Source organism: Serratia sp. K-E0102, assembly GCF_029962625.1.
GTDB lineage: Bacteria > Pseudomonadota > Gammaproteobacteria > Enterobacterales > Enterobacteriaceae > Serratia > Serratia sarumanii.
In genome coordinates this window covers 3,557,185-3,584,099 of the sequence record NZ_CP124754.1, presented here as the reverse complement: position 1 = coordinate 3,584,099, position 26,915 = coordinate 3,557,185, and the positions used below count along the sequence as shown (strand labels likewise).

Annotated in this window: 28 protein-coding genes; 22 read left to right on the top strand and 6 right to left on the bottom strand. The window is 61.0% G+C overall.

Annotated elements, in window-relative coordinates; all coding sequences use genetic code 11:
* Nucleotides 1-53 precede the first annotated feature (53 nt).
* From SSARUM2_RS17100 to hisP, 15 genes are all read left to right on the top strand, one after another.
* Complete coding sequence (locus SSARUM2_RS17100; RefSeq protein WP_033635354.1) at nucleotides 54-827, top strand: helix-turn-helix transcriptional regulator; 774 nt, start codon at nucleotides 54-56, stop codon at nucleotides 825-827.
* 53 nt (nucleotides 828-880) lie between these two features.
* Nucleotides 881-2,002, top strand: a complete 1,122-nt coding sequence (pdxB, locus tag SSARUM2_RS17095) for a 4-phosphoerythronate dehydrogenase PdxB (RefSeq protein WP_041036078.1) — start codon at nucleotides 881-883, stop codon at nucleotides 2,000-2,002.
* Nucleotides 2,003-2,112: 110 nt separating this feature from the next.
* Entirely contained in the window at nucleotides 2,113-3,123 is a 1,011-nt protein-coding gene (locus SSARUM2_RS17090) for an aspartate-semialdehyde dehydrogenase (RefSeq protein WP_033635352.1), read from the top strand.
* Nucleotides 3,123-3,944 carry a tRNA pseudouridine(38-40) synthase TruA gene (gene truA / locus SSARUM2_RS17085; protein WP_033635351.1) on the top strand — a complete coding sequence of 274 codons (822 nt, stop codon included), beginning with the start codon at nucleotides 3,123-3,125 and terminating at the stop codon, nucleotides 3,942-3,944. Before SSARUM2_RS17090 ends, truA begins: the two co-directional genes overlap by 1 nt.
* 78 nt (nucleotides 3,945-4,022) lie before the next feature.
* Nucleotides 4,023-4,685: a DedA family protein gene (locus tag SSARUM2_RS17080; RefSeq protein WP_019453745.1), complete on the top strand. Its 663-nt coding sequence runs from the start codon at nucleotides 4,023-4,025 to the stop codon at nucleotides 4,683-4,685.
* A gap of 232 nt (nucleotides 4,686-4,917) precedes the next feature.
* Complete coding sequence (accD, locus tag SSARUM2_RS17075; protein ID WP_025303691.1) at nucleotides 4,918-5,826, top strand: acetyl-CoA carboxylase, carboxyltransferase subunit beta; 909 nt, start codon at nucleotides 4,918-4,920, stop codon at nucleotides 5,824-5,826.
* A gap of 191 nt (nucleotides 5,827-6,017) precedes the next feature.
* Complete coding sequence (gene folC / locus SSARUM2_RS17070) at nucleotides 6,018-7,283, top strand: bifunctional tetrahydrofolate synthase/dihydrofolate synthase (protein ID WP_033653750.1); 1,266 nt, start codon at nucleotides 6,018-6,020, stop codon at nucleotides 7,281-7,283.
* Nucleotides 7,284-8,021 carry a cell division protein DedD gene (dedD, locus tag SSARUM2_RS17065; RefSeq protein WP_033648058.1) on the top strand — a complete coding sequence of 246 codons (738 nt, stop codon included), beginning with the start codon at nucleotides 7,284-7,286 and terminating at the stop codon, nucleotides 8,019-8,021.
* 234 nt (nucleotides 8,022-8,255) lie between these two features.
* Nucleotides 8,256-8,756: a colicin V production protein gene (gene cvpA, locus SSARUM2_RS17060; protein ID WP_004936119.1), complete on the top strand. Its 501-nt coding sequence runs from the start codon at nucleotides 8,256-8,258 to the stop codon at nucleotides 8,754-8,756.
* Between the two features lie 21 nt (nucleotides 8,757-8,777).
* Nucleotides 8,778-10,295 (top strand): amidophosphoribosyltransferase, encoded by a 1,518-nt coding sequence (purF, locus tag SSARUM2_RS17055; RefSeq protein ID WP_019453742.1) that lies wholly within the window; start codon nucleotides 8,778-8,780, stop codon nucleotides 10,293-10,295.
* A 131-nt stretch (nucleotides 10,296-10,426) separates the two neighbouring features.
* Complete coding sequence (locus SSARUM2_RS17050) at nucleotides 10,427-10,999, top strand: UbiX family flavin prenyltransferase (RefSeq protein ID WP_033635347.1); 573 nt, start codon at nucleotides 10,427-10,429, stop codon at nucleotides 10,997-10,999.
* A 304-nt stretch (nucleotides 11,000-11,303) separates the two neighbouring features.
* Nucleotides 11,304-12,086 (top strand): histidine ABC transporter substrate-binding protein HisJ, encoded by a 783-nt coding sequence (gene hisJ / locus SSARUM2_RS17045; RefSeq protein ID WP_033635346.1) that lies wholly within the window; start codon nucleotides 11,304-11,306, stop codon nucleotides 12,084-12,086.
* A gap of 82 nt (nucleotides 12,087-12,168) precedes the next feature.
* Complete coding sequence (locus SSARUM2_RS17040; protein WP_033635345.1) at nucleotides 12,169-12,855, top strand: histidine ABC transporter permease HisQ; 687 nt, start codon at nucleotides 12,169-12,171, stop codon at nucleotides 12,853-12,855.
* Nucleotides 12,852-13,556, top strand: coding sequence for an ABC transporter permease (locus tag SSARUM2_RS17035; RefSeq protein ID WP_033635343.1), 705 nt, complete (start codon nucleotides 12,852-12,854; stop codon nucleotides 13,554-13,556). Before SSARUM2_RS17040 ends, SSARUM2_RS17035 begins: the two co-directional genes overlap by 4 nt.
* A 21-nt stretch (nucleotides 13,557-13,577) precedes the next feature.
* A complete protein-coding gene (gene hisP / locus SSARUM2_RS17030) occupies nucleotides 13,578-14,351 on the top strand; it encodes a histidine ABC transporter ATP-binding protein HisP (protein WP_004936098.1) in 774 nt (257 codons plus the stop codon).
* 7 nt (nucleotides 14,352-14,358) lie between these two features.
* On the opposite strand, the gene SSARUM2_RS17025 is transcribed toward hisP, so the two are convergent.
* The 3 genes from SSARUM2_RS17025 to yfcG all read right to left on the bottom strand — a co-directional run bounded on the left by SSARUM2_RS17025 (nucleotide 14,359) and on the right by yfcG (nucleotide 16,402).
* Entirely contained in the window at nucleotides 14,359-15,273 is a 915-nt protein-coding gene (locus tag SSARUM2_RS17025) for a TIGR01777 family oxidoreductase (protein WP_033648057.1), read from the bottom strand.
* Between the two features lie 16 nt (nucleotides 15,274-15,289).
* Nucleotides 15,290-15,661: a dihydroneopterin triphosphate 2'-epimerase gene (gene folX, locus SSARUM2_RS17020; protein ID WP_033635340.1), complete on the bottom strand. Its 372-nt coding sequence runs from the start codon at nucleotides 15,659-15,661 to the stop codon at nucleotides 15,290-15,292.
* A gap of 111 nt (nucleotides 15,662-15,772) precedes the next feature.
* Complete coding sequence (yfcG, locus tag SSARUM2_RS17015; protein ID WP_033653754.1) at nucleotides 15,773-16,402, bottom strand: GSH-dependent disulfide bond oxidoreductase; 630 nt, start codon at nucleotides 16,400-16,402, stop codon at nucleotides 15,773-15,775.
* Nucleotides 16,403-16,635: 233 nt separating this feature from the next.
* Between yfcG and yfcE the strand changes: the two genes are divergently transcribed.
* Together yfcE and yfcD are read left to right on the top strand one after the other, a co-directional pair.
* Nucleotides 16,636-17,187 (top strand): phosphodiesterase, encoded by a 552-nt coding sequence (gene yfcE, locus SSARUM2_RS17010; RefSeq protein WP_033635338.1) that lies wholly within the window; start codon nucleotides 16,636-16,638, stop codon nucleotides 17,185-17,187.
* Between the two features lie 99 nt (nucleotides 17,188-17,286).
* Entirely contained in the window at nucleotides 17,287-17,832 is a 546-nt protein-coding gene (gene yfcD, locus SSARUM2_RS17005; RefSeq protein ID WP_004936086.1) for an NUDIX hydrolase YfcD, read from the top strand.
* Between the two features lie 54 nt (nucleotides 17,833-17,886).
* Here the strand turns inward: yfcD and SSARUM2_RS17000 are convergent, their stop codons facing one another.
* Complete coding sequence (locus tag SSARUM2_RS17000; protein ID WP_004936083.1) at nucleotides 17,887-18,906, bottom strand: LacI family DNA-binding transcriptional regulator; 1,020 nt, start codon at nucleotides 18,904-18,906, stop codon at nucleotides 17,887-17,889.
* A 310-nt stretch (nucleotides 18,907-19,216) separates the two neighbouring features.
* Between SSARUM2_RS17000 and SSARUM2_RS16995 the strand changes: the two genes are divergently transcribed.
* The 5 genes from SSARUM2_RS16995 (at nucleotide 19,217) to SSARUM2_RS16975 (ending at nucleotide 23,254) form a co-directional block, all read left to right on the top strand.
* Complete coding sequence (locus SSARUM2_RS16995; protein ID WP_047571198.1) at nucleotides 19,217-19,660, top strand: PTS sugar transporter subunit IIA; 444 nt, start codon at nucleotides 19,217-19,219, stop codon at nucleotides 19,658-19,660.
* 92 nt (nucleotides 19,661-19,752) lie between these two features.
* Nucleotides 19,753-20,034 carry a PTS sugar transporter subunit IIB gene (locus SSARUM2_RS16990; protein WP_025303676.1) on the top strand — a complete coding sequence of 94 codons (282 nt, stop codon included), beginning with the start codon at nucleotides 19,753-19,755 and terminating at the stop codon, nucleotides 20,032-20,034.
* Between the two features lie 23 nt (nucleotides 20,035-20,057).
* Nucleotides 20,058-21,437, top strand: coding sequence for a PTS ascorbate transporter subunit IIC (locus SSARUM2_RS16985; protein ID WP_060438453.1), 1,380 nt, complete (start codon nucleotides 20,058-20,060; stop codon nucleotides 21,435-21,437).
* A gap of 13 nt (nucleotides 21,438-21,450) precedes the next feature.
* A complete protein-coding gene (locus tag SSARUM2_RS16980) occupies nucleotides 21,451-22,302 on the top strand; it encodes a transketolase (protein WP_033635336.1) in 852 nt (283 codons plus the stop codon).
* On the top strand, nucleotides 22,295-23,254 hold the full coding sequence (locus tag SSARUM2_RS16975; protein ID WP_039564982.1) for a transketolase family protein: 960 nt from the start codon (nucleotides 22,295-22,297) through the stop codon (nucleotides 23,252-23,254). Before SSARUM2_RS16980 ends, SSARUM2_RS16975 begins: the two co-directional genes overlap by 8 nt.
* Nucleotides 23,255-23,319: 65 nt before the next feature.
* Here the strand turns inward: SSARUM2_RS16975 and pta are convergent, their stop codons facing one another.
* Nucleotides 23,320-25,476 (bottom strand): phosphate acetyltransferase, encoded by a 2,157-nt coding sequence (gene pta, locus SSARUM2_RS16970; RefSeq protein WP_033635332.1) that lies wholly within the window; start codon nucleotides 25,474-25,476, stop codon nucleotides 23,320-23,322.
* 74 nt (nucleotides 25,477-25,550) lie between these two features.
* On the bottom strand, nucleotides 25,551-26,753 hold the full coding sequence (gene ackA / locus SSARUM2_RS16965) for an acetate kinase (RefSeq protein WP_025303669.1): 1,203 nt from the start codon (nucleotides 26,751-26,753) through the stop codon (nucleotides 25,551-25,553).
* Nucleotides 26,754-26,915 lie beyond the last annotated feature (162 nt).

The following is a 26,915-nucleotide window of genomic DNA, read 5'->3' as shown; positions in this document are numbered from 1 at the left end:
AGCGATATCCAGACAAAAATTGGCGTAAACAAGACAAATCACGGGACGAAACCATGCCAGAAATCCGCCATTTTCCCGAGTCGCTGATCCCGGCACCCAACCCGGTGCAGTTCCGCTGCGAGGAGTTCAATGCGCGCACCGAATTCCAGCCGCACAGCCACACCTGGGGCCAGTTGATGTGGGTTAAAGCCGGGGTGATGGTGCTGCGCATCGGCGGGCAGCGCTTTCTGGCGCCGCCGGAGTTCGTGCTGTGGGCGCCGGCGGGCATCGAACACTCCTGTTACAACCAACGGCTGGCGCAGTGCCGCATGGTGGACATCACGCCGGCACTGTGCGCCGGCATGCCCGCCGATCCCTGCCTGGTGAGCGTGACGCCAATCTTCCGTGCCATCGCCGAGGATTTCTATGCGCGCAAACAGTACATTCCGCAGGCGGAGGAGGATTTGCGCCTGTGTCAGGTGCTGATCGACCAGCTGCGTCTGTCGCCGCGCCAGCAAACCTATCTGCCGTCGTCGGACGACAAGTTTTTGGCGCCGGTGCTGGAAGCGTTGGAACATTGCCCGGCGGACAACACCTCGCTGGCGGCGTGGGCGGCTCGGGTCTACACCACCGAGCGTACGCTGTCGCGCCGCTGCCAGCAGGATCTGGGCATGTCGTTCAGCGAATGGCGCCAGCGTCTGCGTTTCCTGCACGCCGTGTCGCTGCTCGAGCAGGGCAAGACGGTGCAGGACGTGGCGCTGGACGTCGGCTACAGCTCCGCGTCGGCCTTTATCGTCATGTTCCAGCAGATCGCCGGCACCACCCCTGAGCGCTTTCGCCGTGCATGATTCAGTGGCACACTATTTCGCAGACAAATAGCCGTAAACCGTCGGAGAACGCAGTGAAAATTCTGGTTGATGAAAATATGCCGTACGCGGCCGAGCTGTTCAGCCGCCTGGGCGACGTGCAGGCGGTGCCGGGCCGCCCGATCCCGCGCGAGGCGCTGGCGGATGCCGATGCGCTGATGGTGCGTTCGGTCACCAAGGTCAATGAAGCCTTGCTGGCCGGCAGCCGCATCGGCTTTGTCGGTACCGCCACCGCCGGCACCGATCACGTCGATGACGCCTGGCTGCAACGGCAGGGCATCGGTTTTTCCGCCGCGCCGGGCTGCAACGCCATTGCGGTGGTCGAGTATGTGTTCTCTGCCTTGATGCTGCTGGCCGAACGCGACGGCTTCCACCTGCGGGATAAAACCGTCGGCATCATCGGCGTGGGCAACGTCGGTTCCCGCCTGGACGCGCGCCTCAAGGCGCTGGGCGTGCGCACGCTGCTGTGCGATCCGCCGCGTGCCGATCGCGGCGACGCCGGGGAGTTTTGGCCGCTGGAGAAGCTGGTGGCCGAGGCCGACGTGCTGACCTTCCATACGCCGCTGAATAAATCCGGCCCATACCATTCGCTGCATCTGGCGGACGCCGAGCTGTTGGCGGCGCTGCCTGACAACCGCATTCTGATCAACGCCTGCCGCGGGCCGGTGGTGGACAACGCCGCGCTGCTGCAGGCGCTGGAAAAAGGCAAAAAGCTGAGCACGGTGTTGGACGTGTGGGAACCGGAGCCGGATCTCTCCTTGCCGCTGCTGGCGCGGGTGGATATCGGCACCGCGCACATCGCCGGGTATACGCTGGAAGGCAAGGCGCGCGGCACCACCCAAGTGTTCGAGGCGTTCAGCCGCCATTTGGGGCAGCCGCAGCAGGTGGCGCTGGCCTCGCTGCTGCCGGTGCCGGAGTTCAGCCAGATCCGACTCAACGGGCCGCTGGATGAAGCGCGGTTAAAACGATTGATGCACTTGGTGTATGATGTGCGCCGCGATGATGCGCCGCTGCGCAAAGTCGCCGGGCAACCGGGCGAATTCGATCGCCTGCGCAAGCACTACCAGGAGCGCCGCGAGTGGTCTTCGCTGGCCGTGCAATGCGATGACAGCGCCAGCGCCGAGCTGCTCGGCAAGCTGGGCTTCAGCGTGGCATAGCGCGTAAGGTTGTCTTAAGCCAACGCCGCTACAGTGAGCGGCAAAGATTATCGGGCGGTGGCTGCACTGCCCGTCTGCTTTTATGAATGAAATACTCTGGAGAAAACCCGATGTCTGACGGCTGGAATATCGCGCTGCTCGGCGCCACTGGCGCGGTAGGTGAAGCGTTGCTGGAATTGTTGCAGGATCGCCAGTTCCCGGTGGGTGAGCTCTATCCTCTGGCAAGCGAACGCAGCGCGGGCGCCAATGTGCGCTTCAACGGCAAGTCTCTTTTGGTGCAAAACGCCGAAGAGTTCGACTGGTCGCAGGCGCAGTTGGCCTTCTTCGTCGCCGGCAGCGACGCTTCCGCGCGCTATGCCGAAGAAGCCGGCAACATGGGCTGCCTGGTGATCGACACCAGCGGCCTGTTCGCCATGGAGCCGGATGTGCCGCTGGTGGTGCCGGGCGTCAACCCGCAGGTGCTGGCGGATTACCGCAACCGCAACATTGTGGCGGTGGCCGACAGCATGGTCAGCCAGCTGCTGACGGCGATCAAGCCGCTGACCGAACAGGCGGGGCTGTCGCGTTTGCACGTCACCACGCTGATGTCGGTATCGTCGCGCGGCAAGGCGGCGGTGGACGACTTGGCCGGCCAGAGCGCGCGCCTGCTGAACGGCATCCCGGCGGAGGAAGGCGTTTTCGGCAAGCAGCTGGCGTTCAACCTGTTGCCGCTGATTGCCGACGAGCAGGGCAGCGTGCGCGAAGAACGCCTGATCGTCGATCAGGTGCGCAAGGTGCTGCAGGATGAAGGGCTGCCGATTTCGGTGAGCTGCGTTCAGTCGCCGGTGTTTTACGGCCACGCGCAGGTGGTGCACCTGGAAGCGCTGCGCCCTCTGTCCGCCGAAGAGGCGCGCAGCGAGCTGGAAGAGGTCGAGGACATTCAGCTGAGCGAAGAGGACGATTACCCGACTCAGGTCACCGACGCCTCCGGCAGCGATGCGCTCAGCATCGGTTGTCTGCGTAACGATTACGGCATCCCCGAGCTGCTGCAGTTCTGGACGGTGGCGGACAACGTGCGCTTCGGCGGCGCGTTGATGGCTGTCGAAACCGCCGAGCGTCTGGTGCAGGAGCAGATGTACTGATGTCTGAGGTGGTCTCGCCCGCTCAGCCGACGCTGAAGATCGCGCTGGGCATCGAATATGACGGCAGCCGGTACTACGGCTGGCAGCGGCAGCAAGAAGTGGCCAGCGTGCAGCAACGCCTGGAGCAGGCGTTGAGCAAGGTGGCGGATGCGCCGATTAGCGTGCTGTGCGCCGGGCGCACCGACGCCGGAGTGCACGCCACCGGGCAGGTGGTGCATTTCGAAACCACCGCGCGCCGCAAGGACGCCGCCTGGACGATGGGGGTGAACACCCATCTGCCGCCGGACATCGCGGTGCGCTGGGTGAGCCCCGTCGCCGACGATTTCCATGCGCGCTTCAGCGCCACCGCGCGCCGCTACCGCTATATTATTTTCAACCATCGCTACCGGCCGGCGGTGCTGCAACAGGGGGTGACGCACTTTTATCACCCGCTGGACGCCGATCGCATGCACCGGGCGGCGCAGGCGCTGCTGGGCGAGAACGACTTCACTTCGTTTCGCGCGGTGCAGTGCCAGTCGCGCACCCCGTGGCGCTGCGTAAAACACGTTAAGGTTACGCGCTACGGCGAATATATTGTGGTAGATATCAAGGCGAATGCCTTTGTGCATCACATGGTTCGCAACATCGTCGGCAGCCTGATGGAGATCGGCTGCGGCAATCAGGATGAGAACTGGATGGCCGAATTGTTGGCGTTGAAGGATCGCAATCTGGCGGCGGCGACGGCGCGAGCCGAGGGGCTGTATCTGGTTGCCGTGGATTATCCCGACCACTTTGGTCTACCGCGGCCGCCGATGGGGCCGCTGTTTTTGCCCGACGATTAAACGCCGGCACGCCTGAACGCGTCGCTCCCTTGTGCTTCTGCCGGGTGATTGAAACACCCGGTATCAATGAGAGAATTTATGGACATCATCAAGTTTATTATTGATTTCATTCTGCATATTGATGTGCACCTGGCCGAACTGGTCGCACAATACGGCATGTGGGTCTACGCTATTCTGTTCCTGATCCTGTTTTGCGAAACCGGTCTGGTGGTAACGCCGTTCCTGCCGGGGGATTCTTTGCTGTTTGTCGCCGGCGCGCTGGCGGCGTTGCCGACCAACGATCTGAACGTGCACACCATGGTGGCGTTGATGGTGGTGGCGGCGATCCTCGGCGATGCGGTGAACTACACTATCGGGCGGTTGTTCGGCGAGAAGTTGTTCAGCAACCCGAACTCGAAAATTTTCCGCCGCAGCTACCTGGACAAGACGCACCAGTTCTATGAGAAGCACGGTGGAAAAACGATTATTCTGGCGCGATTTGTGCCGATCGTGCGTACTTTTGCGCCGTTCGTCGCCGGTATGGGGCATATGTCCTATCGCCACTTCGCCGCCTACAACGTGATTGGCGCACTGGTTTGGGTGCTGCTCTTCACTTATGCTGGCTACCTGTTCGGCGATCTGCCGGTGGTGCAGGAGAACCTGAAACTGTTGATCGTCGGGATCATCATTGTTTCGATTCTGCCGGGCGTGATTGAAATTTGGCGCCACAAGCGCGCGGCCGCCCGCCAGCAAAAACAGTAAAAACATCGCTTAACCTGTCGGTTCGACCAGTTTTTTGTCCACAGCGTCGGGCCGATATGGTTTAATGAGCGACATTATGGTCTGTTCCTGCGAACAACCCTGAAGCCGATGCCTCAGTCGCCGCGCTTGCCGCGCCGCGAACGGGCATTTTTTCATTGGGGTGTTTTCAGGGGGATTGTTAAAGCATGAACAGCGGACTGGCGTGTGCCAGGTTCAAACAGAAAGGTCATCGATGAGCTGGATTGAACGAATTCTTAACAAGAGCAATATCACACAAACCCGTAAGGCGAGCATTCCTGAAGGGGTCTGGACCAAATGCGACAGCTGCGGCCAGGTCCTCTACCGCGCCGAGCTGGAGCGTAATCTGGAAGTGTGTCCGAAGTGCGACCACCACATGCGCATGGGCGCGCGCGCGCGTCTGCATACCCTGCTGGACGAAGGCAGCGAAGTGGAGCTGGGCAGCGATCTGGAGCCGAAGGACGTTCTGAAATTCAAGGATTCCAAGCGCTATAAAGATCGTCTGGTCGCCGCACAGAAAGCGACCGGCGAGAAAGACGCGCTGGTGGTGATGAAGGGCACGCTGTACGGCATGCCGATCGTCGCGGCCTCCTTCGAATTCGCCTTCATCGGCGGCTCGATGTCTTCCGTGGTCGGCGCGCGTTTCGTGCGTGCGGTTGAGCAGGCGCTGGAGGACAACTGTCCGCTGGTGTGCTTCTCCGCCAGCGGCGGCGCGCGCATGCAGGAAGCGCTGATGTCGCTGATGCAGATGGCGAAAACCAGCGCGGCGTTGGCCAAGATGCAGGAGCGCGGCTTGCCGTACATCTCCGTGCTGACCGACCCGACCATGGGCGGCGTTTCCGCCAGCCTGGCGATGCTGGGCGACATCAACATCGCCGAGCCGAAAGCGCTGATCGGCTTTGCCGGCCCGCGCGTCATCGAGCAGACCGTGCGCGAGAAACTGCCACCGGGCTTCCAGCGCAGCGAGTTCCTGATCGAAAAAGGCGCGATCGACATGATCGTTCGCCGTCCGGAAATGCGCCAAACGTTGGCGAGCATTCTGTCCAAGCTGACCAACCAGCCGCAGCCGCATTTCGATGAGGCCGCGCCGGTCATTGAGCCGGAGCCGCAGGCCGACGCCTGAGGCAAAGACAGATCCCGCCCGGGTTCAGCCGCCACTTTGTGGCTAAGTGACGGCTGATGCCCGTTCCCTGCCGGCCGTGGCCTATCTCGCTGCGGTTTGCAGGCTGGCGGCAGTCACGAAGCGCATCGCCTTTACCGCGGTGAGGGTGGTGCCCTGATGGATTAATGAACCCAAGTTCAGTGATGGGACTCATGCAAAACCACCAAATTCCCCAAGCCACGTCGCCATTGAGCTCGTGGCTTTATTATCTGGAACGTCTGCACAGCCAGGCGATCGAACTCGGCCTTGAGCGCGTACAGCGCGTCGCGGCGCATCTGGATTTACTGACCCCCGCCCCCACGGTGTTCACCGTTGCCGGCACCAACGGCAAAGGCACCACCTGTCGCACCCTCGAAGCCATTCTGCTGGCCGCTGGCCTGCGCGTCGGCGTCTACAGTTCGCCGCATCTGGTGCGCTATACCGAACGCGTGCGCATTCAGGGGGAAGAGCTGAGCGAAGCGGAGCACAGCCGCTCGTTCGCCGCCATTGAGGCCGGCCGCGGCGAAACGTCGCTGACCTATTTCGAATTCGGCACCCTGTCGGCGCTGCAGCTGTTCAAACAGGCGCGGCTCGACGTGGTGATCCTGGAAGTGGGCCTGGGCGGGCGTCTCGACGCCACCAACATCGTCGATCCGAGCGTGGCGGTGATTACCAGCATCGCGCTCGATCACACCGACTGGCTGGGCAACGATCGCGAAAGCATCGGCCGCGAGAAGGCCGGCATTTTCCGCAGCGGCAAGCCGGCGGTGGTGGGCGAACCCGACATGCCGGAGAGCATTCGTCAGGTCGCCGAAACGCTGGGCGCGCCGCTGTATCGCCGCGGCGAAGCCTGGAGCTTCAGCGAGCAGGGCGATCGCTGGCAGTGGCAGGGCGGCGACACGCTGCTGACCGATCTGCCGACGCCGAATGTGCCGCTGGCCAACGCCGCTACCGCGCTGGCGGCGCTGAACTGCTCCCCGCTGGAAATCGACGAACGCGCGATCTTCACCGGGCTGCAGCAGGCGACGCTGCCGGGGCGTTTCCAGATCGTGCGGCGAGAGCCGACGCTGATCCTCGACGTGGCGCACAACCCGCACGCCGCCGGCTATTTGGCCGGGCGTCTGGCCAAACTGCCGCGCGAAGGCGGCAAGGTGCGCGCGGTGGTGGGCATGCTGTCGGATAAGGATATCGCCGGCACGCTGGCCTGCCTGAGCGAGCAGGTGGATGAATGGTACTGCGCGCCGCTCGACGGGCCGCGCGGCGCCAGCGTCGAACAGCTGGCGCAACATCTGAAGGAACCGCGCCGCTTTAATGATGTCGAAACTGCCTGGCGGCAGGCTATGCAGGATGCTGATAAACAGGATATTGTGATCGTCTGTGGATCGTTCCACACCGTGGCGCAGGTGATGGCGGCGTTAGACGAGATGCGGGGAGTGTGAGTGGCGAGTAAATTTCAGAACCGACTGGTCGGAACCGTGATTCTGGTGGCGCTGGGGGTGATCATCCTGCCAGGGCTGCTGGACGGCAAAAAGAAGCATTACGAGGATGAATTTGCGGCCATTCCGTTGGTGCCGAAACCGGGCGACGTCGAGGAGAACGACGTGCTGCCGCCGGTGACGCAACCGCTGCCGGCGCAGCCGCCGGAAGGGGCGGGCGCGCTGGTCGAGCAGCAGGCGGCCAATGAAGCGGCGGCGCAACAGGCGGTACGGCAGAGCGCTCAGCAGCCGACGCAGGTGGCGCCGCCGCCGGTCGAGACGCGTCCTCAGCCGGTGCCGCAGCCCAAGCCGAAACCGGTGGAAACCAAACCGGTGGAAGTGAAACCGAAACCGGCACCGCAACCGAAGCCGGTGGAAGTGAAGCCGGTGCCGAAGCCGGAGCCGACGCCGAAACCTGAGCCGGCGCCGCAGCCGAAACCGGCGGAAGAAAAAGCGCCGGCAGGGCAAGCCTATGTCGTGCAGCTCGGGGCGCTGAAGAACGCCGCCAAGGCGAACGAGATTGTCGCCTCGCTGCGCCTCTCGGGCTACCGCGCCTTTACCGTGCCGTCAACGCCGGTGCAGGGGCAGATAACCCGTATCTACGTCGGCCCGGACGCCTCCAGGCAGAAGCTGCAGGCGGCGCTGCCGTCGCTGAACTCGATCAGCGGGCTGAGCGGGCAGGTGAAGCCGTACGGCCGTTAAACCCCGCAGGGGCGCAGCACGATGCGCCCCTGAATGAAGGAGTGGTGGAGAGAAAGCGAGAAAAACCGCGCCTTTTACAGGCGAAATCACCTATGTAGGCGCGGCGATTGAGAATTTTTTGATCGCCGCTTTTTATTTGTAACGTGGTAGGAAATCCCCTACGCAAACGTTTTCTTTTTCTGTTAGAATTCGCCGCGAATTGGATGCAGGGGCGATTCATCATTGGAATAGTTCATGGTCTGGATTGATTACGTCATTATAGCGGTAATTGGATTTTCGGCTCTGGTGAGCCTGATCCGAGGGTTTGTTCGCGAAGCATTGTCACTTGTGACATGGGGATGTGCGTTTTTTGTTGCCAGCCATTTCTACTCTTACCTTGCGGTCTATTTCACTCGTTTTGAAGATGAACTGGTGCGAAACGGCATCGCGATCGCGATTTTGTTCATCGCGACCTTGATCGTAGGGGCTATTGTTAACTATGTGATTAGCTCACTGGTAGAGAAAACCGGGTTGTCGGGCACCGATCGGGTGCTGGGCATCTGCTTCGGCGCGCTGCGCGGAGTATTGATCGTCGCGGCGATCCTGTTCTTCCTGGATACCTTTACTGGCTTTTCACAGAGTGCCGACTGGAAACAGTCGCAGCTCATTCCCCAGTTCAGTTACGTCATCAGGTGGTTCTTTGACTACCTGCAGAGCACGTCGAGTTTCTTGCCGACCCAATTGCCGGGGCGGTAGCGCTGATGAGGAAAAGACAACATGTGCGGTATTGTCGGTATCGCCGGTTTCATGCCGGTAAACCAGTCGATTTATGATGCGCTGACGGTGCTTCAGCACCGTGGCCAGGATGCCGCAGGCATCGTCACCATTGACGCCCATAACGGGTTCCGTTTGCGTAAAGCCAACGGCCTGGTGAAGGATGTGTTTGAGGCGCGCCATATGCAACGCTTGCAGGGCAACATGGGCATTGGCCATGTGCGTTACCCGACGGCCGGCAGCTCGAGCGCCTCTGAGGCCCAGCCTTTCTACGTCAACTCGCCGTTCGGCATTACGCTGGCCCACAATGGCAACCTGACCAACGCCCATGAGCTGCGCCAAAAGCTGTTCGAAAGCGGCCGCCGCCATGTCAACACCACCTCCGACTCGGAAATCCTGCTGAACGTGCTGGCCAGCGAGCTGGACCGTTTCCCGCACTACCCGCTGGAGGCCGACAACATCTTTACCGCGGTCGCCGCCATGCATCAGCAACTGCGCGGCGCTTACGCCTGCGTGGCGATGATCATCGGCCACGGTCTGCTGGCGTTCCGCGATCCGAACGGCATTCGCCCGTTGGTGATCGGCAAGCGCACGCTGGAGGATGGCCGCAGCGAGTACATGGTGGCTTCCGAAAGCGTGGCGCTGGATACCCTGGGCTTTGAGTTCCTGCGCGACGTGGCGCCGGGCGAAGCGGTGTATATCACCACCAAGGGCCAGCTGTTCACTCGCCAGTGCGCAGAGAACCCGAAAACTAACCCGTGCCTGTTCGAATACGTTTATTTCGCGCGCCCGGACTCCTTTATGGACAAGATCTCGGTCTACAGCGCCCGCGTGCGCATGGGCCAGAAGCTGGGCGAGAAGATTGCCCGCGAGTGGGAAGATCTGGATATCGACGTGGTGATCCCGATTCCGGAAACCTCCTGCGACATCGCGCTGGAGATCGCGCGCATTCTCGAGAAGCCCTACCGCCAGGGCTTTGTGAAGAACCGCTACGTCGGCCGCACCTTCATCATGCCGGGCCAGCAGGCGCGTCGTCAGTCGGTGCGCCGCAAGCTGAACGCCAATCGCGCCGAGTTCCGCGACAAGAACGTGCTGCTGGTGGATGACTCCATCGTGCGCGGCACGACCTCGGAACAGATCGTCGAGATGGCGCGCGAAGCGGGCGCCAAGCGGGTGTACCTGGCTTCCGCCGCGCCGGAAGTGCGTTTCCCGAACGTTTACGGCATCGACATGCCGAGCGCCAACGAACTGATCGCCCACGGGCGAGAAGTGGATGAAATCCGCCAGATTATCGGCGCCGATGGGCTGATCTTCCAGGATCTGGACGATCTGATCGAAGCGGTGCGCGAAGAGAACCCGGACATCACCCAGTTCGAATGCTCGGTGTTCAACGGTATCTACGTGACCAAAGACGTCGATCAAAGCTATCTGGAATACCTGGAGTCGCTGCGTAGCGACGACGCCAAGGCGCTGCGGGTGCAAACCGAAGCGGAAAATCTGGAACTGCATAACGAAGGCTAACCGCCTGCGTTGATCCATCAGGGTGCATCGCCGCGTCTGCGGCGGTGCGCCTTGCTCCTCTGACTTGCTTATCCCTCGCCATTGCGGCAAAGTCTGCCTGATCTTACTTTTTACGGCAGAGGCCATTTTCCATGAAACGACTCATCATCGGCATTTCCGGCGCCAGCGGCGCCATCTACGGCGTGCGCCTGTTACAGGTTTTGCGCGACGTCGCAGAGGTGGAAACCCATCTGGTGATGAGCAACGCGGCAAGACAAACGCTGGCGCTGGAAACGCCGTACAGCCTGCGTGAAGTGCAGGCGCTGGCCGACGTGGTGCACGATGCGCGCGACATCGCCGCCGGCATCTCCTCCGGCTCCTTCAAAACCCTGGGCATGGCGATTTTACCTTGCTCAGTCAAAACGCTGTCCGGCATCGTCAACAGCTACAGCGACGGGCTGCTGACCCGCGCCGCCGACGTGGTGCTCAAAGAGCGCCGTCGCCTGGTATTGTGCGTGCGTGAAACGCCGCTGCATTTGGGTCACCTGCGGTTGATGACCCAGGCGGCGGAGATGGGGGCGGTGATCATGCCGCCGGTGCCGGCGTTTTATCACCAGCCGAAAAGCGTGGAAGACATCATCGATCAGACCGTCAATCGGGTGATCGATCAGTTTGATATCGAACTGCCTGCCGATCTGTTCACCCGTTGGCAGGGCGTTAGTTAACATTTTCATCCCCAAATTGGCACATTTGTGCAACACCGCACTGAATTAGGGCGGCGCATGCACCATAATGATCCTACTTCATCACGTTCACTGTTTCATGGTGCCGCCTTGTCGCGGCTGCCAGTGGCGCGGCCCCGAGCGGCCGATTTAATTTTGCGGTTATCGTCCCAGGAAACAGTATTGTGAAGGCCGGAGCCGTTCCCTCCGCCCGTAGCACCTAATGTGGCACGATTACTGCAAATTGATTTGGTGGGGAAAAGTAATGCCCGTAGTGGCATCAAAAAAATCAATTTGAGGGTAATTTATGAAAAAGCTGGTTAAGGTTCTTCCTTTAGTCTTGGCTTTGGCGGCCGCAAACAGCGCATTCGCCGCTATCCCATCGACATTGAAGATCGGCACCGATCCGACTTATGCGCCGTTTGAATCCAAAAACGCCAAAGGCGAGCTGGTCGGCTTCGATATCGATTTGGCCAAAGAGCTGTGCAAACGCATAAATACCCAATGCACCTTCGTGGAGAGCGACTTTGACGCGCTGATCCCATCACTCAAGGCGAAGAAAATCGACGCCATCATCTCTTCGCTGTCCATCACTGAAAAACGCCAGCAGGAAATCGCCTTTACCGACAAGCTGTATGCCGCCAACGCGCGTCTGATCGCGCCGAAGGGCTCCAAGCTGTTGCCTACCGTGGACGCCCTGAAAGGCAAGAGCGTGGGCGTGCTGCAGGGCACCACCCAGGAAGCCTACGCCAACGCCATGTGGCAGCCGAAGGGCGTCACGGTGGTGCCTTACCAGAACCAGGATCTGGTCTACGCCGATCTGGCGTCCGGGCGCATCGACGCCGCTTTCCAGGATGAAGTGGCGGGCAGCGACGGCTTCCTGAAACAGCCGCCGGGCAAAGACTACGCGTTCGCCGGCGAATCGGTGAAGGATGACAAATTCTTCGGCGTCGGCACCGGCATGGGGCTGCGCAAAGCCGATACCGAGCTGAAAGCCGCGCTGGATAAAGCCTTCGCCGAAATGCGCAAAGACGGCACCTACGATAAATACGCGAAAAAGTACTTCGACTTTGACGTCTACGGCGGGTAATCCGCTAACCGTTCCATGCTGTGACTGCGGGGCCGGTGCGCCGGCCCCGATGGTTCGGATCCTAGACCACAGGGTGAAGTAGATGCTGCAAGGCTATTCCCAACTGATTTTCGAGGGGGCTCTGGTGACGCTGGAGTTGGCCCTCAGTTCCGTATTGTTGGCGGTGGTGATCGGGTTGATCGGCGCCGGCGGCAAACTCTCCCACAACCCCCTTATTTCCGGCCTGTTCGGCGCTTACACCACGCTGATCCGCGGCGTGCCCGATCTGGTGCTGATGCTGCTGATCTTTTACGGTCTGCAAATCGCGCTGAACAATATCACTACGCTGCTGGGCTTCTCGCAGATCGATATCGATCCGCTCGGCGCCGGCATCATTACCCTCGGCTTTATCTACGGCGCTTATTTTACCGAGACCTTCCGCGGCGCCTATCTGGCGGTGCCGAAAGGGCAGATCGAAGCGGCGACGGCCTACGGCTTCAGCGGCGCGCAGATCTTCCGGCGCATTCTGTTCCCGGCGATGATGCGTTTCGCCTTGCCGGGCATCGGCAACAACTGGCAGGTGATCCTGAAGGCGACGGCGCTGGTGTCGATCCTCGGCCTGAACGACGTGGTGAAAGCCACTCAGCTGGCGGGGAAAGGCACCTATCAGCCGTTCTTCTTCGCCATCGTGGCCGGCGTGGTGTACCTGATCTTCACGACCGTTTCCAACGGCGTGCTGCTGTGGCTTGAACGGCGTTACTCACTGGGCGTCAAGAGGGCCGAGCTATGATCGAGATTTTGCAACAGTATTGGCAGTCGCTGCTGTGGAGCGACGGCTACCGTTTCACCGGCGTGGCGGTAACGCTGTGGCTGCTGATCGCTTCGGTGGTGATGGGCGGGCTGCTGGCGATCCCGATGGCGGTGGCGCGCGTCTCTTCCATCCGCTGGGTGCGTTTCCCGGTGTGGCTCTATACCTACGTGTTTCGCGGCACGCCGCTGTACGTGCAGCTGCTGGTGTTCTACTCCGGCATGTACAGCCTTGAGATCGTGCGCGGTAGCGAGTTTCTCAATGCGTTTTTCCGCAGCGGGCTCAACTGCACCATCCTGGCGCTGACGCTCAACACCTGCGCCTATACCACCGAGATCTTCGCCGGGGCGATCCGCTCGGTGCCGCACGGTGAAATCGAGGCCGCCAACGCCTACGGTTTCTCGCGCTTCAAGATGTATCGCTGCATCATTTTGCCTTCGGCGCTGCGCACCGCGCTGCCGGCCTACAGCAACGAAGTGATCCTGATGCTGCACTCCACCGCGCTGGCGTTTACCGCCACCGTGCCGGATCTGCTGAAGATTGCGCGCGACATCAACGCCGCGACCTATCAGCCGTTTTACGCTTTCGGCATCGCGGCGGTGCTGTACCTGATCATCTCCTACGTGTTAATCAGCCTGTTCCGCAAGGCTGAAAAACGCTGGATGGCACACGTTAGTCACTGATAAATGACGGGAAGAAAAACCATGTCTGAGAATAAATTAGCCGTCACGGAACTGCACAAACGCTATGGCGACCACGAAGTGCTGAAGGGCGTCTCGCTGGCGGCCAACGCCGGGGATGTGATCAGCATCATCGGCTCCTCCGGCTCCGGCAAAAGCACCTTTCTGCGCTGCATCAACTTCCTCGAGAAGCCGAGCGAGGGCTCGATCAGCCTGAACAACGAAGACATCCGCATGGTGCGCGACAAAGACGGCCAGCTGAAGGTGTTCGACAAGAAGCAGCTGCAGCTGCTGCGCACCCGCCTGACCATGGTGTTCCAGCATTTCAACCTGTGGAGCCACATGACGGTGCTGGAGAACGTGATGGAGGCGCCGGTGCAGGTGCTGGGGCTGAGCAAGGCCGACGCGCACGAGCGCGCGGTGCGTTATCTGGATAAGGTGGGCATCGATGAGCGGGCGCGCGGCAAATACCCGGTGCACCTGTCGGGCGGCCAGCAGCAGCGCGTTTCTATCGCCCGCGCGTTGGCGATGGAGCCGGAAGTGCTGCTGTTTGACGAACCGACGTCAGCGTTGGATCCCGAGCTGGTGGGCGAGGTGCTGCGCATCATGCAGAAGCTGGCGGAGGAGGGGAAAACCATGGTGGTGGTGACGCACGAAATGGAGTTTGCGCGCCACGTTTCCAACCACGTGATCTTCCTGCACAAAGGGTTGATTGAAGAACAGGGGCCGCCGGCCGAGCTGTTCGGCAACCCCAAAAGCCCGCGCCTGCAGCAGTTCCTGTCCGGCGCGTTGAAGTAACTTCAGATCAGCGGGCTTCGGCCCGCTGATTAATCACGTCATCCAGCGCCTGCTCCAGCTCCAGATAGCGGAAGTGGAAGCCGGCCTCCTCCAGCCGCTTCGGCACCGCCCGCTGGCCGCCGAGCACCAGCACCGCCGCTTCCCCCATCAACAAACGCATGACGAACGCCGGCACCCGCAGAAACGCCGGGCGATCGAGCACGTTGGCCAATTGGGCGGCGAACTGCTCGTTATGCACCGGGTAGGGGGCGACCATGTTGAACGGGCCGGTGAGCGTGGCGTGATCCAACAGATAAATAATGCCGTTGACCATGTCGTCGAGATGGATCCACGGCAGGTATTGGCGGCCGTCGCCGATCGGGCCGCCCAGCCCGAAGCGGAACGGCGGCAGCATTTTGGCCAGCGCGCCGCCCTGCGGCGCTAGCACCACGCCGGTGCGCAGCAGGCAGACGCGGGTAGCGTCGCTCTGCGCCTGCAGCGCCAGCGCTTCCCAGCGTTGGCACAGCTGGTGGGTGAATTCGTCGTGCGGCGGCTCCTCTTCGGTGACCACCGCCTGCCCCTGATCGCCGTAGTAGCCGACGGCGGAACCGGAAATCAGCACGCCGGGCGGCGTGCTGCCGGCCTTGATCAACTGCGCCAAGCGTTCGGTCAGATCCCAGCGGCTATGACACAGCCGCTGCTTCTGCTGTGCGCTCCAGCGCTTGTCGGCGATAGGTTCGCCCGCCAGATTGATCACCGCATCGAAGTCATCCAGCGACTGCCGGTCGTCCAGCGTGCGCCAATAGCTCGGCTGGTCGCCGAGCCGGGCCCGGGCCCGCCGTTCGTCTCGCGTCAGTACCGTAATATGGTGAGAAAGCGCCAGCAGCCTGGCCGTCAGGCTGCTGCCGATCAATCCCGTTGCGCCGGTGATCAGGATCCGCATGGTCGACCTCCCTGAGTTAGTCCCTGCGATAGCTCATGGTCATGGAGACAGAATCGGCGTAGCGCAGAGCCAGAAGTTTATCTATCTCCACTTCAGCATAGGTCACCCAGGCGTGTTCTTTTACGATATCGAGCACATCCTGCGTTAATTTTTCCAGCAACGCGAAACGGTTATCTTCCACATGGCGGATGATCGCTTTGGTGATGGTGCGGTAGTTGAGCGCATCGGCGATGTCTTCGCTGTTGCGCGCCTTGTCCGCCGGGTAGTGGATCACCACGTTGATCAGGATGTCCTGTCGGTTGTTGATTTCCTCTTCCTTGATACCGATGAACGTGCGCAGCCGCAGATTTTTAATGCGAATAACGGCGTCGGGTTGACTGAAAGACATCAGAGATTCTCCATAGGTCTGATTATTGGCGTTCAGAATACACGGAAAGTAGGGAAATGATAACGCAGGGACGATGTGACTCCCCGGTCGACGGGGAGTCGGGGAGCGGGATTAGCCCTGTTCGGCCAGCTTATAGGCGCGCTCGGTCGCCGGGCGGTTGCTGATGCGTTCGAACCAGTTGCGCACCGCCGGGTAATCCGCCAGATCGATGCGCTGGCGCGGATGCGACACCACCCACGGGTAGGTGGCGATATCGGCGATGCTGTAGTTGTCGCCGCCCAGGTACGGATGTTTTTGCAGTTCGGCTTCCAACACGCCATACAGCCGTTTGGTTTCCAGCTGGTAGCGCTCAATGGCGTAAGGCACCGGCTGCGGCGCGTAGTGGTTGAAGTGATGATTCTGCCCGAGCATCGGCCCGAACCCGGCCACCTGCCAGAACAGCCACTGCAGGGTGGCGGCGCGTTCGCGCAGGCCCTTGCTCAGCAGTTTGCCGGTCTTCTCCGCCAGATACAGCAGGATTTCACCGGACTCGAACAGGCTGATCGGCTCGCCGCCGTCCACCGGTTGCTGATCGACGATCGCCGGGATTTTGTTGTTGGGAGAAATGCTCAGAAAGTCCGGTTTGAACTGCTCGCCGGCGCTGATGTTTACGCGATGGATACGGTAGGGTAAGCCGACCTCTTCCAAAAACAAGGTGATCTTGTGACCATTGGGAGTAGGCGCGTAATACAGGTCAATCATGTTGCCTCCTGCGGTAAGGTGATCTGTAATTCATTACACGTTGCTGCGGTCTTCGCCGCGCACAAAGGTATATCAGAGATCCAACAATAGCAGCTAAGGATAGCAGGCTATGTGGGATTCGTCCGATGCTATCTGCGCGGCTGGATCACAATTCTCCATCGGGGCGGGCGGCGGTTTGCCGCACGGCGCCGGCGCGGTAAAATGGCGCTTATTTCCCTCTATAGGACAAGGTTATGAAGCTGATGTTCGCCTCGGATATCCACGGCTCGCTGCCGGCCACCGAACGCGTGCTGGAATTGTTCGCACAAAACGGCGCCGACTGGCTGATTCTTCTGGGTGATTTGCTGAATCACGGCCCGCGCAACGCGCTGCCCGCCGGCTATCAGCCTGCTCAGGTTGCCGAACGATTGAATCGCTATAGCGACAAGATCATCGCCGTTCGCGGCAATTGCGACAGCGAGGTCGATCAGATGCTGCTGACGTTTCCCATCGAGGCGCCCTGGCAACAGGTTTTACTGCAAAAAAGACGATTGTTTTTGACCCACGGTCACCTTTATCATCCCTCGGCACTGCCGCCGTTATCCCGCGGTGACGTCCTGGCCTACGGCCATACGCATCTGCCGCAGGCGGAGCGGCAGGGTGAGATCTATTGCTTCAATCCGGGCTCGGTCAGCATCCCCAAAGGGGGCTTTCCGGCCAGCTACGGCATGTTGGATCGGGGCACTTTGCGCGTGCTGACGCTCGACGACGGCAAGGTCGTCGCGGAAGTGGCGTTAACACGCTAAACGCACTAATTTATACACACACAATAAAAATCTTTGAAAAGCACTCATTGATTAACCAGCGCGCGGGATGCATCGCGCCAAAATAGAAGGTTTTAGAGGATGGCGGAACAGGGTCAGGCTGCAGATACCGAATGGGTTGATATCGTCGACGAGCAAAACGAGGTGATTGCGCAATCCAGTCGTCAACAGATGCGGGCGGAGCGGCTGCGTCATCGTGCTACCTATATTGTGGTGCATGATGGGATGGGAAAAATTCTGGTGCAGCGTCGCACCGAGATCAAAGACTTCTACCCGGGCTGGCTGGACGCGACGGCGGGCGGCGTGGTGCAAAGCGGTGAAAACGTGCTGGACTCGGCGCGCCGCGAGGCGGAAGAAGAGCTGGGCATCGCCGGCGTGCCTTTCGCCGAACACGGTCTGTTCTACTTCGAAGAAGAGCAGTGCCGGGTGTGGGGCGCGCTGTTCAGCTGCGTATCGCACGGCCCGTTCGCGCTGCAGGAAGAAGAAGTGGCCGAGGTGTGCTGGCTGACGCCGGAAGAGATCACCGCGCGCTGCGACGAGTTTACTCCGGATTCGCTGAAGGCGCTGTCGCTGTGGCTGACGCGCAACAACGAACAGGATTACGGCAAGCCGCTCGACAACCACTGAGACGCCAACGCGTAAGAAAGCCGGTCATCGACCGGCTTTTTTTATGGTGCGGATTCAGCAGCTGTCGCGGCGGCACAGCGTGGCGGGCAGGGAGCCTGCCGGCTGCCAGGGCTGCTCGTTCAGCCGCGCCAGCAGCGCCTGGCCGGCCTGAATGCCGATGTCGCGATGCGGAATGGTCATGGTGGTCAGCGGCGGCTGGCACACCCGGCTGAACTCGCTGTTGCCGAACCCCACCACCGCCAGATTGTCCGGCACCTTGATGCGCCGCCGCTGGCATTCATACAGCGCGCCGCCGGCCAGTTCGTCCGAGGCGCACACCAGCGCGTCCAGCTCCGGCCAGGCCAGCAAGAATTCCGGCAGCTGCTGCGCGCCGGTGCTGAAGCTGGCGGGCTGCGCGGCGTTGATCACCCGATGCGGCGACATATGGTTGCGCAGCAGCGCCTTGTGCCAGCCCTGCAGGTGCTGCTGGAAGATCCACTGTTCCTGGTTGGCGCACAGCAGCCCGATGTTCTGATAGCCGCTGGCGATCACCGTTTGCGTCAGCTGATACATGGCCGCCACGTAGTCGATGCCGATGCTCATGTCGATCGGATCGGCGCGTACGGCGCCGATCTCCACCACCGGAATGTTGGCGGCGATCAGCGCGTTGCGGGCGTTTTGCGAATGCTCGACGCTGAGCAGCACCGCCGCCGCCAGATTGTAAGAGAGCAGGGTCTCCAGCAATTTCTCTTCCCGTTCGAGGTGATGCTGCGATTCCGCCAGCATGATGTGATAACCGGCCGGCTGCAGCACTTTCTGCAGGCCGGCGAACATCTCGGCGCAGCCGGATTCGGACAGGCTGGGCACCACCATGGCGATGGTGTAGGACGAGGCCGACGCCAGCGAGCTGGCGGCCAGGTTGGGCAGATACCCCAGTTCGCTTACCGCGGCTTCAATCTTCTCGCGCAGTTTGTCTGAAACCTGCTCCGGCGTGCGCAGCGCGCGCGACACCGTCATGGTGCCGACGCCCGCCAGCTGCGCTACGTCAGCCAACGTCACCCTGCCCGTGCTGCGTCGTTTTTTACCGATCGACATGCCTAATCCCGACTGAAATGCGCGCGCGGCGCATAAAAATGGTGAGGGCGGGAAGCCGACGGCGCGGCTTCGACGATCCCCGTATGCGGCACATTCTACCCCGTTACCCGAAAGAGCGAGAAAAAATTGTGGTTAACGCCATGCCGCGGCGCGGCGTTTTGATAGCGCTATCACAGATCTGCATGATAGCGCTTTGGTAGCGCTATCTTTGTGATATCCATCACTGTGTGGCCGGGAGGGGTTGATTAAAGTTTTACCGTCGTCGGTGAATTAATCACCGGCCGAAACCATCAACCTTTAGGAGGGTAACGTGCTGAAAGAGTGGCTGACCGCCGATCATATACAGCTGTGCGAACGGGTGGAGGACTGGCGCCAGGCGGTCACGCTGAGCGCGCAGCCGCTGCTGCAAGACGGCGTGATCACGCCGAATTACCTGACGGCGATCTTTGATCAGCAGGAGAAGCTCGGCCCTTACTTCGTCCTGGCACCGGGCATCGCCATGCCGCACGCCCGGCCCGAAGAGGGCGCCAACGCGTTGGGATTATCGCTGTTGAAGATCCATCAGGGGGTGAACTTTCATTCCGCAGATAACGATCCGGTTCAGGTGGTGGTGATGCTTTCGGCGCCCGACGGCGACAGCCACATCGAATTGATTTCGCAACTGGCGGAATTATTCTCAGACAATCAGGCCATGGCGGCGTTATTTCACGCCAAAGATAAACGGCAAATCGAGGATATTATCGCCCGCTATTAACGTTTAATCACCAGGAACACGATTAATGCTAACAACGCCGGGAATATGACCGGCGGCACTACCCTACACGCTAAATTCAACAGGTGGATATTATGAAAATCATGGCGATTTGCGGTTCCGGTCTCGGCAGCAGTTTTATGGTGGAAATGAACATTAAAAAGGTGCTGAAAAAGATGGGCGTGGAGGCCGAGGTCGAACACTCCGATCTGTCGTCCGCCACCCCCGGCGCCGCTGACGTGTTCGTGATGGCGAAAGACATCGCCGACAGCGCCAGCGTACCGGCCGAGCAGCTGGTGGTGATCAGCAACATCATCGACATTAATGAGCTGGAAGCCAAGCTGCGCGCTTACTTCGAAGCCCACTCAATCATCTGAATAAAACGATTGGCGAGGTGGATATGTTTATCCAGGAAACGCTTAAGTTTGTGGTGGATATATTAAAGGTGCCTTCGGTGCTGGTCGGGCTTATTGCGCTGATCGGTTTGCTGGCGCAAAAGAAATCGTTTTCCGACGTGGTGAAAGGCACGGTAAAAACCATTCTCGGCTTTATCGTTTTAGGCGGCGGCGCCACGGTATTGGTCGGGTCGCTCAATCCGCTGGGCGGCATGTTCGAACATGCGTTCAATATTCAGGGCATCATTCCGAATAACGAAGCCATTGTCTCCATCGCGCTGGAGAAATACGGTGCCTCCACCGCGCTGATCATGGCGTTCGGCATGGTGGCGAATATCGTGGTGGCACGCTTCACCCGGCTGAAATACATCTTCCTGACCGGCCACCACACTTTCTACATGGCCTGCATGATCGGCATCATCCTGACGGTGGCGGGCTTCGAGGGCGTGCAGCTGGTGTTTACCGGCGCGCTGACCCTGGGGCTGGTGATGGCGTTCTTCCCGGCGATCGCCCAGCGCTATATGCGCCGCATCACCGGCAATGACGATATCGCCTTCGGCCACTTCGGCACCCTGGGCTACGTGCTGTCCGGCTGGATCGGCTCGAAGGTGGGTAAAAACTCGCGCTCGACCGAAGAGATGAACCTGCCGAAAAACCTCAGCTTCCTGCGCGACAGCTCCATTTCGATCTCGATGACCATGATCGTCATCTACCTGATCCTGGCGATCTGCGCCGGGCGGGCCTATGTGGAAAGCGATCTCAGCGGCGGCCAGAACTACCTGGTGTATTCGATCATTCAGGCCATCACCTTCGCCGCCGGGGTGTTCATCATCCTGCAGGGCGTGCGCCTGATTCTGGCGGAAATCGTGCCGGCGTTCACCGGCTTCTCGGAAAAGCTGGTGCCTAACGCGCGGCCGGCGCTGGATTGCCCGGTGGTCTATCCCTATGCCCCCAACGCGGTGCTGATCGGCTTCCTGTTCAGCTTCCTTGGCGGATTGGCCGGGCTGTTCCTGCTGGGGCAGCTGAAGATGGTGCTGATCCTGCCCGGTGTGGTGCCGCACTTCTTCACCGGCGCTACCGCTGGGGTGTTCGGCAACGCCACCGGCGGGCGGCGCGGCGCGATGCTGGGCGCCTTCGCCAACGGGCTGCTGATCACCTTCCTGCCGGTATTGCTGCTGCCGGTGCTGGGGGCGTTGGGCTTTGCCAACACCACCTTCTCCGACGCCGACTTCGGCGCGATCGGCATCCTGCTGGGCAATATGGCGCGCTTTATGTCGAAAGAGATGATCATGCTGGCGATCGTCGCCGTGTTCGCGCTGCTGGTGGCGCATAACTTCCTGAGAAAACGCAAAGGCGCGCCGGCCGCTGACCGCGTCGAGAAATAACGAGGGCAGACTGATGAACTACACAACGAGCGAAACGGAAATTGAAGAGCTGCATGCCCTGGCGCGCGCGATCCGCCTGGAAACGCTGAAAGCGCTGACCGGGCTGGGCTTCGGCCACTACGGCGGCTGCATGTCGGTGGTGGAGACGCTGGCGGTGCTGTATGGCAGCGTGATGCGCATCGATCCGGCGGATCCGGACTGGCCGGAGCGCGATGACTTTGTGCTGTCGAAAGGACACGCCGGCCCGGCGCTGTACAGCACGCTGGCGATCAAGGGCTACTTCCCGCTGGCGGAGCTGAAGACCCTCAACCAGAACGGCACGCGTCTGCCGAGCCATCCGGACCGGCTGCGCACGCGCGGCGTGGACGCCACCACCGGTTCGCTGGGGCAGGGCGTGTCGATCGCCGCCGGCATGGCGTTGTCCCATCGGCTGGCGGGGCGCCGCAATCGGGTGTTCAGCATCCTCGGCGATGGGGAACTGAACGAAGGGCAGTGCTGGGAGGCGTTCCAGTTTATCGCCCACCACAATCTGAACAACCTGACGCTGTTCATCGATTACAACAAGCAACAGCTGGACGGCGCGCTGGACGAGGTGATCCAACCGTTCGATCTGGCCGCCAAGTTCCGCGCCTTCGGCTTTGAGGTGCAGACCATCAAGGGTGACGACATCGCGGCGCTGCTGGCGGCGGTGGCGCCGGCGCGCGGCGGTGAACAGCGGCCGCTGGCGATCGTGCTCGACAGCATCAAAGGGCAGGGCGTTGCCTATCTGGAAAACCTGTCGAACTCTCACCACCTGCGCCTGACGCCGGACGTGCAGCAGGAAATCGAAAAAGCCATCGCCGAACTGGAGGCCGCCCATGTTTAACGTAGTGACGCAGTTGGAAAACGACGCCGTCGAAATGCGCAAAGTCTACGCCGGCGCGGTGCGTCGGCAGATTGAGGCGGGCGCACCGATCATCGCGCTGGAGGCGGATCTGATGAGCTCGATGGCGATGGACGGCGTACACAAGGATCACCCGCAGCACGTGATCAACTGCGGCATCATGGAGGCCAATGTGATCGGCGTCGCCGCCGGGCTGTCGCTCACCGGCCGGGTGCCGTTCGTGCATACCTTTACCGCCTTCGCCAGCCGCCGCTGTTTCGATCAGCTGTTCATGTCGCTGGATTATCAGCGCAACAACGTCAAGGTGATCGCCTCCGACGCCGGGGTGAGCGCCTGCCACAACGGCGGCACCCACATGTCGTTCGAGGACATGGGCATCGTGCGCGGGCTGGCGCATTCGGTGGTGCTGGAGGTGACCGACGCCACCATGTTCGCCGACATTCTGCGCCAGCTGATGGATCTGCGCGGCTTCTACTGGGTGCGCACCATTCGCAAGCAGGCGACGCGCATCTATCAGGAGGGCTCGCGCTTTACCATCGGCAAGGGCAACCTGCTGCGCGACGGCGACGACATTACGCTGATCGCCAACGGCATCATGGTGGCGGAGGCGCTGAAGGCGGCGCAGAGGCTGGCGCAGCAGGGCGTCAGCGCGGCGGTGATCGATATGTTCACCCTCAAGCCTATCGACCGTGAACTGATCAAAACTTACGCGGCCAAGACCGGGCGCATCGTCACCTGTGAAAACCACAGCATTCATAACGGGCTGGGATCGGCGGTGGCGGAGGTGCTGGCGGAAGAGTGCCCGACGCCGATGCGGCGCGTGGGGGTGAAGGAGCGTTACGGCCAGGTGGGCACCCAAGCGTTCTTGCAACAGGAGTATGGCCTGACCGCCGAGCATATTCTGGAGGCCGCCGGGCAGCTGCTGGCGCGTTAGAGAGGATAAAAAGAAAAACGCCGGTCAATGACCGGCGTTTTTTTTATCACCTACCCCGAAGGGTATCAGGCCTTGGCGGCAGCGTCAGCCTGGGAAGACTGGATCGCCGTCAGCGCGACGGTGTAGACGATATCGTCAACCAGTGCGCCGCGCGACAGGTCGTTCACCGGCTTGCGCATGCCTTGCAGCATCGGCCCGATGGAGACCAGGTCAGCGGAACGCTGTACCGCTTTGTAGGTGGTGTTGCCGGTGTTCAGATCCGGGAAGATGAACACGGTCGCCTGGCCGGCTACCGGTGAGTTCGGCGCCTTGGACTTGGCAACGTCGGCCATGATGGCGGCGTCGTACTGCAGCGGGCCGTCGATGATCAGATCCGGGCGTTTTTCCTGCGCCAGACGGGTCGCTTCTCGCACTTTCTCGACGTCGCTGCCCGCGCCGGAGTTGCCGGTGGAGTAGGAGATCATCGCCACGCGCGGCTCGATGCCGAAGGCCGCGGCGGAATCCGCAGACTGGATGGCGATTTCAGACAGCTGCTCGGCGGTCGGATCCGGGTTGATCGCGCAGTCGCCGTAGACCAGTACCTGGTCAGGCAGCAGCATGAAGAACACGGAGGACACCAGCGAGCTGCCCGGCGCGGTTTTGATCAGCTGCAACGGCGGGCGGATGGTGTTGGCGGTGGTGTGAACCGCGCCGGAGACCAGACCGTCGACTTCGCCTTGTTCCAGCATAAGGGTGCCAAGCACCACGTTGTCTTCCAGCTGCTCGCGCGCGACCACTTCGGTCATGCCCTTGCTCTTACGCAGCTCAACCAGACGCGGCACGTAGTTTTCACGCACGGCGACCGGATCGACGATTTCGATGCCTTTGCCCAGCTCAACGCCTTGCGCTGCCGCGACGCGCTGGATCTCTTCCGGGTTGCCGAGCAGCACGCATTCCGCGATGCCGCGTTCGGCGCAGATGGCCGCCGCTTTCACGGTGCGCGGCTCGTCGCCTTCCGGCAGCACGATGCGCTTGCCGGCTTTACGCGCCAGCTCGGTCAGCTCGTAACGGAACGCCGGTGGAGACAGACGGCGTGAACGCTCGGAGGTGGCGGTCAGCGAGTCGATCCATTCGGTGTTGATGTGGCTGGCCACGTAGTTCTGCACTTTCTCGATGCGCTGGTGGTCGTCCGCCGGCACTTCGAGGTTGAAGCTCTGCAGGCTCAGCGAGGTCTGCCAGGTGTTGGTATCGACCATGAACACCGGCAGGCCGGTCTGGAAGGCGCGTTCGCACAGCTTCTTGATCGGCTCGTCGATGGCGTAGCCGCCGGTCAGCAGGATGGCGCCGATTTCCACGCCGTTCATCGCCGCCAGGCAGGCGGAGACCAGCACGTCAGGACGGTCTGCGGAGGTCACCAGCAGAGAGCCCGGGCGGAAGTGTTCCAGCATGTGCGGGATGCTGCGCGCACAGAAGGTCACGGACTTCACGCGGCGGGTCATGATGTCGCCTTCGTTGACCACGCGGGCCTTCAGGTGGCGAGCCATGTCGATGGCGCGGGTGGCGATCAGATCGAAGCTCCACGGCACGCAGCCCAGAACCGGCAGCGGGCTGTTGGCGAACAGCTGCGCAGGATCGACGTGGGCGATGCTGGCTTTGGTGGAGTCGTCGAAGATTTCGGACAGGTCAGGACGGGTGCGGCCCTGATCGTCGACCGGTGCGTTCAGCTTGTTGATGATCACGCCGGTGATGTTTTTGTTCTTGCTGCCGCCGAAGCTGGTGCGCGCCAGTTCGATGCGCTCTTTCAGCTGCGCCGGGGAGTCGTTGCCCAGCGCCAGCACGAAGACGATCTCGGCGTTCAGGGTTTTGGCGATCTCGTAGTTCAGCGCGTTGGCGAACTGATGCTTGCGGGTCGGCACCAGGCCTTCGATCAGCACCACTTCCGCGTCTTTGGTGTTCTCGTGGTAACGCGCCACGATCTCTTCCATCAGCACGTCTTGCTGGTTGGAGCTCAGCAGGCCCTCAACGTAGTCCATGCGCAGCGGTTCGGCCGCCGGGATGGTGGAGTTGCTGCGGATGATGGTGGTGGTCTGGTCGAGCGCGTTGTCGCCGGTGCGCGGTTGAGCGATAGGCTTGAACACGCTCAGACGAACGCCTTTTTGCTCCATGGAGCGGATGACACCCAGGCTGACGCTGGTCAGGCCGACGCTGGTGCCGGTGGGGATCAACATAATAGTACGTGACACAGAATAGTCCTCTTCACGATTAACATGAGGCTAAAACAACACCGTCAGCCTGGGCTGACGGTGTTTTGAGAGCATTACGCGGTCAGGCGGGATGCGTCCTGCGCGATGACCAACTCTTCGTTGGTCGGGATCACCAGCGCCAGGCGGCTGCCGTCTTTGGTGATGGCGCCGGATTTGCCGAAGCGAGCGGCCATGTTGCGGTCGTGGTCGATTTCGAAGCCCAGCAGGCCCAGTTTGTTCAGGGTCAGCTCACGCACCATGCCGGCGTTCTCGCCGATGCCGCCGGTGAAGATCACCGCGTCCAGACGGCCTTCCATCAGCGCGCTGTATGCGCCGACGTATTTGGCCAGACGGTGGCAGAACACGTCCATGGCGCGTTTGGCGTCGGCTTTGCTGTCGTAGTTGTCTTCAACGTAACGGCAGTCGCTGGTGACTTCGGTCAGGCCCAGCAGGCCGGATTCTTTGGTCAGCATCTTGTTGATCTGGTCAACGCTCATGCCCAGAGAATCGTGCAGGTGGAAGATGATAGCCGGATCGATGTCACCGCTGCGGGTGCCCATCACCAGGCCTTCCAGCGGGGTCAGGCCCATCGAGGTGTCAACGCACTGGCCGTTGCGCACTGCGGTAACGGAACCGCCGTTGCCCAGGTGGCAAGTGATCACGTTCACTTCTTCCACCGGCTTGTTCAGCATCTTCGCGGCTTCCTGAGTCACGTAGAAGTGGCTGGTGCCGTGCGCGCCGTAGCGGCGAACGCCGTGGTCGCGGTACAGGCTGTACGGCAGGGCGTACAGGTAAGATTCTTCCGGCATGGTCTGGTGGAACGCGGTGTCGAACACGGCAACGTTCTTGTCGGCCAGGTTAGGGAAGGATTTCAGCGCTTCCGCGATGCCGATCAGGTGAGCCGGGTTGTGCAGTGGTGCAAACGGCACGGAATCTTTGATACCCTGCAGAACTTCGTCGTTGATCACGGCGGAAGCGGTGAACTTCTCGCCGCCGTGCACGATGCGGTGGCCGATGGCGGTCAGCTGCGCGGAAAGCTCTGGTTTTTGTGCCAGAATAGTATTAACGATGAAGTTCAGCGCTTCGCTGTGTGCAGCGCCGGCCCCCAGGGCAGCTTCGTGTTTGGCGCCGTCCATTTTCCACTTGATGCGAGCTTCAGGCAGGTGGAAACACTCGGCCAAACCGGAGAGGAATTCGTCGCCGTTAACGGCATCGATGATGGCGAATTTCAGAGAAGAACTGCCGCAGTTAAGAACCAGTACTAGCTTACTCGACATGGAAGTACCTACTTAAATAGTCGTGTTGTTAAAAGAAAATCGAAAACACGTGGTGAATTAATCGTCAATCAGACAACAAGCGTAGCGCATAGTGCCGATGACATTTATGATTAACATCATGTGACGTGCACAAATCACAGGATGATGGAAAAACTGATGATT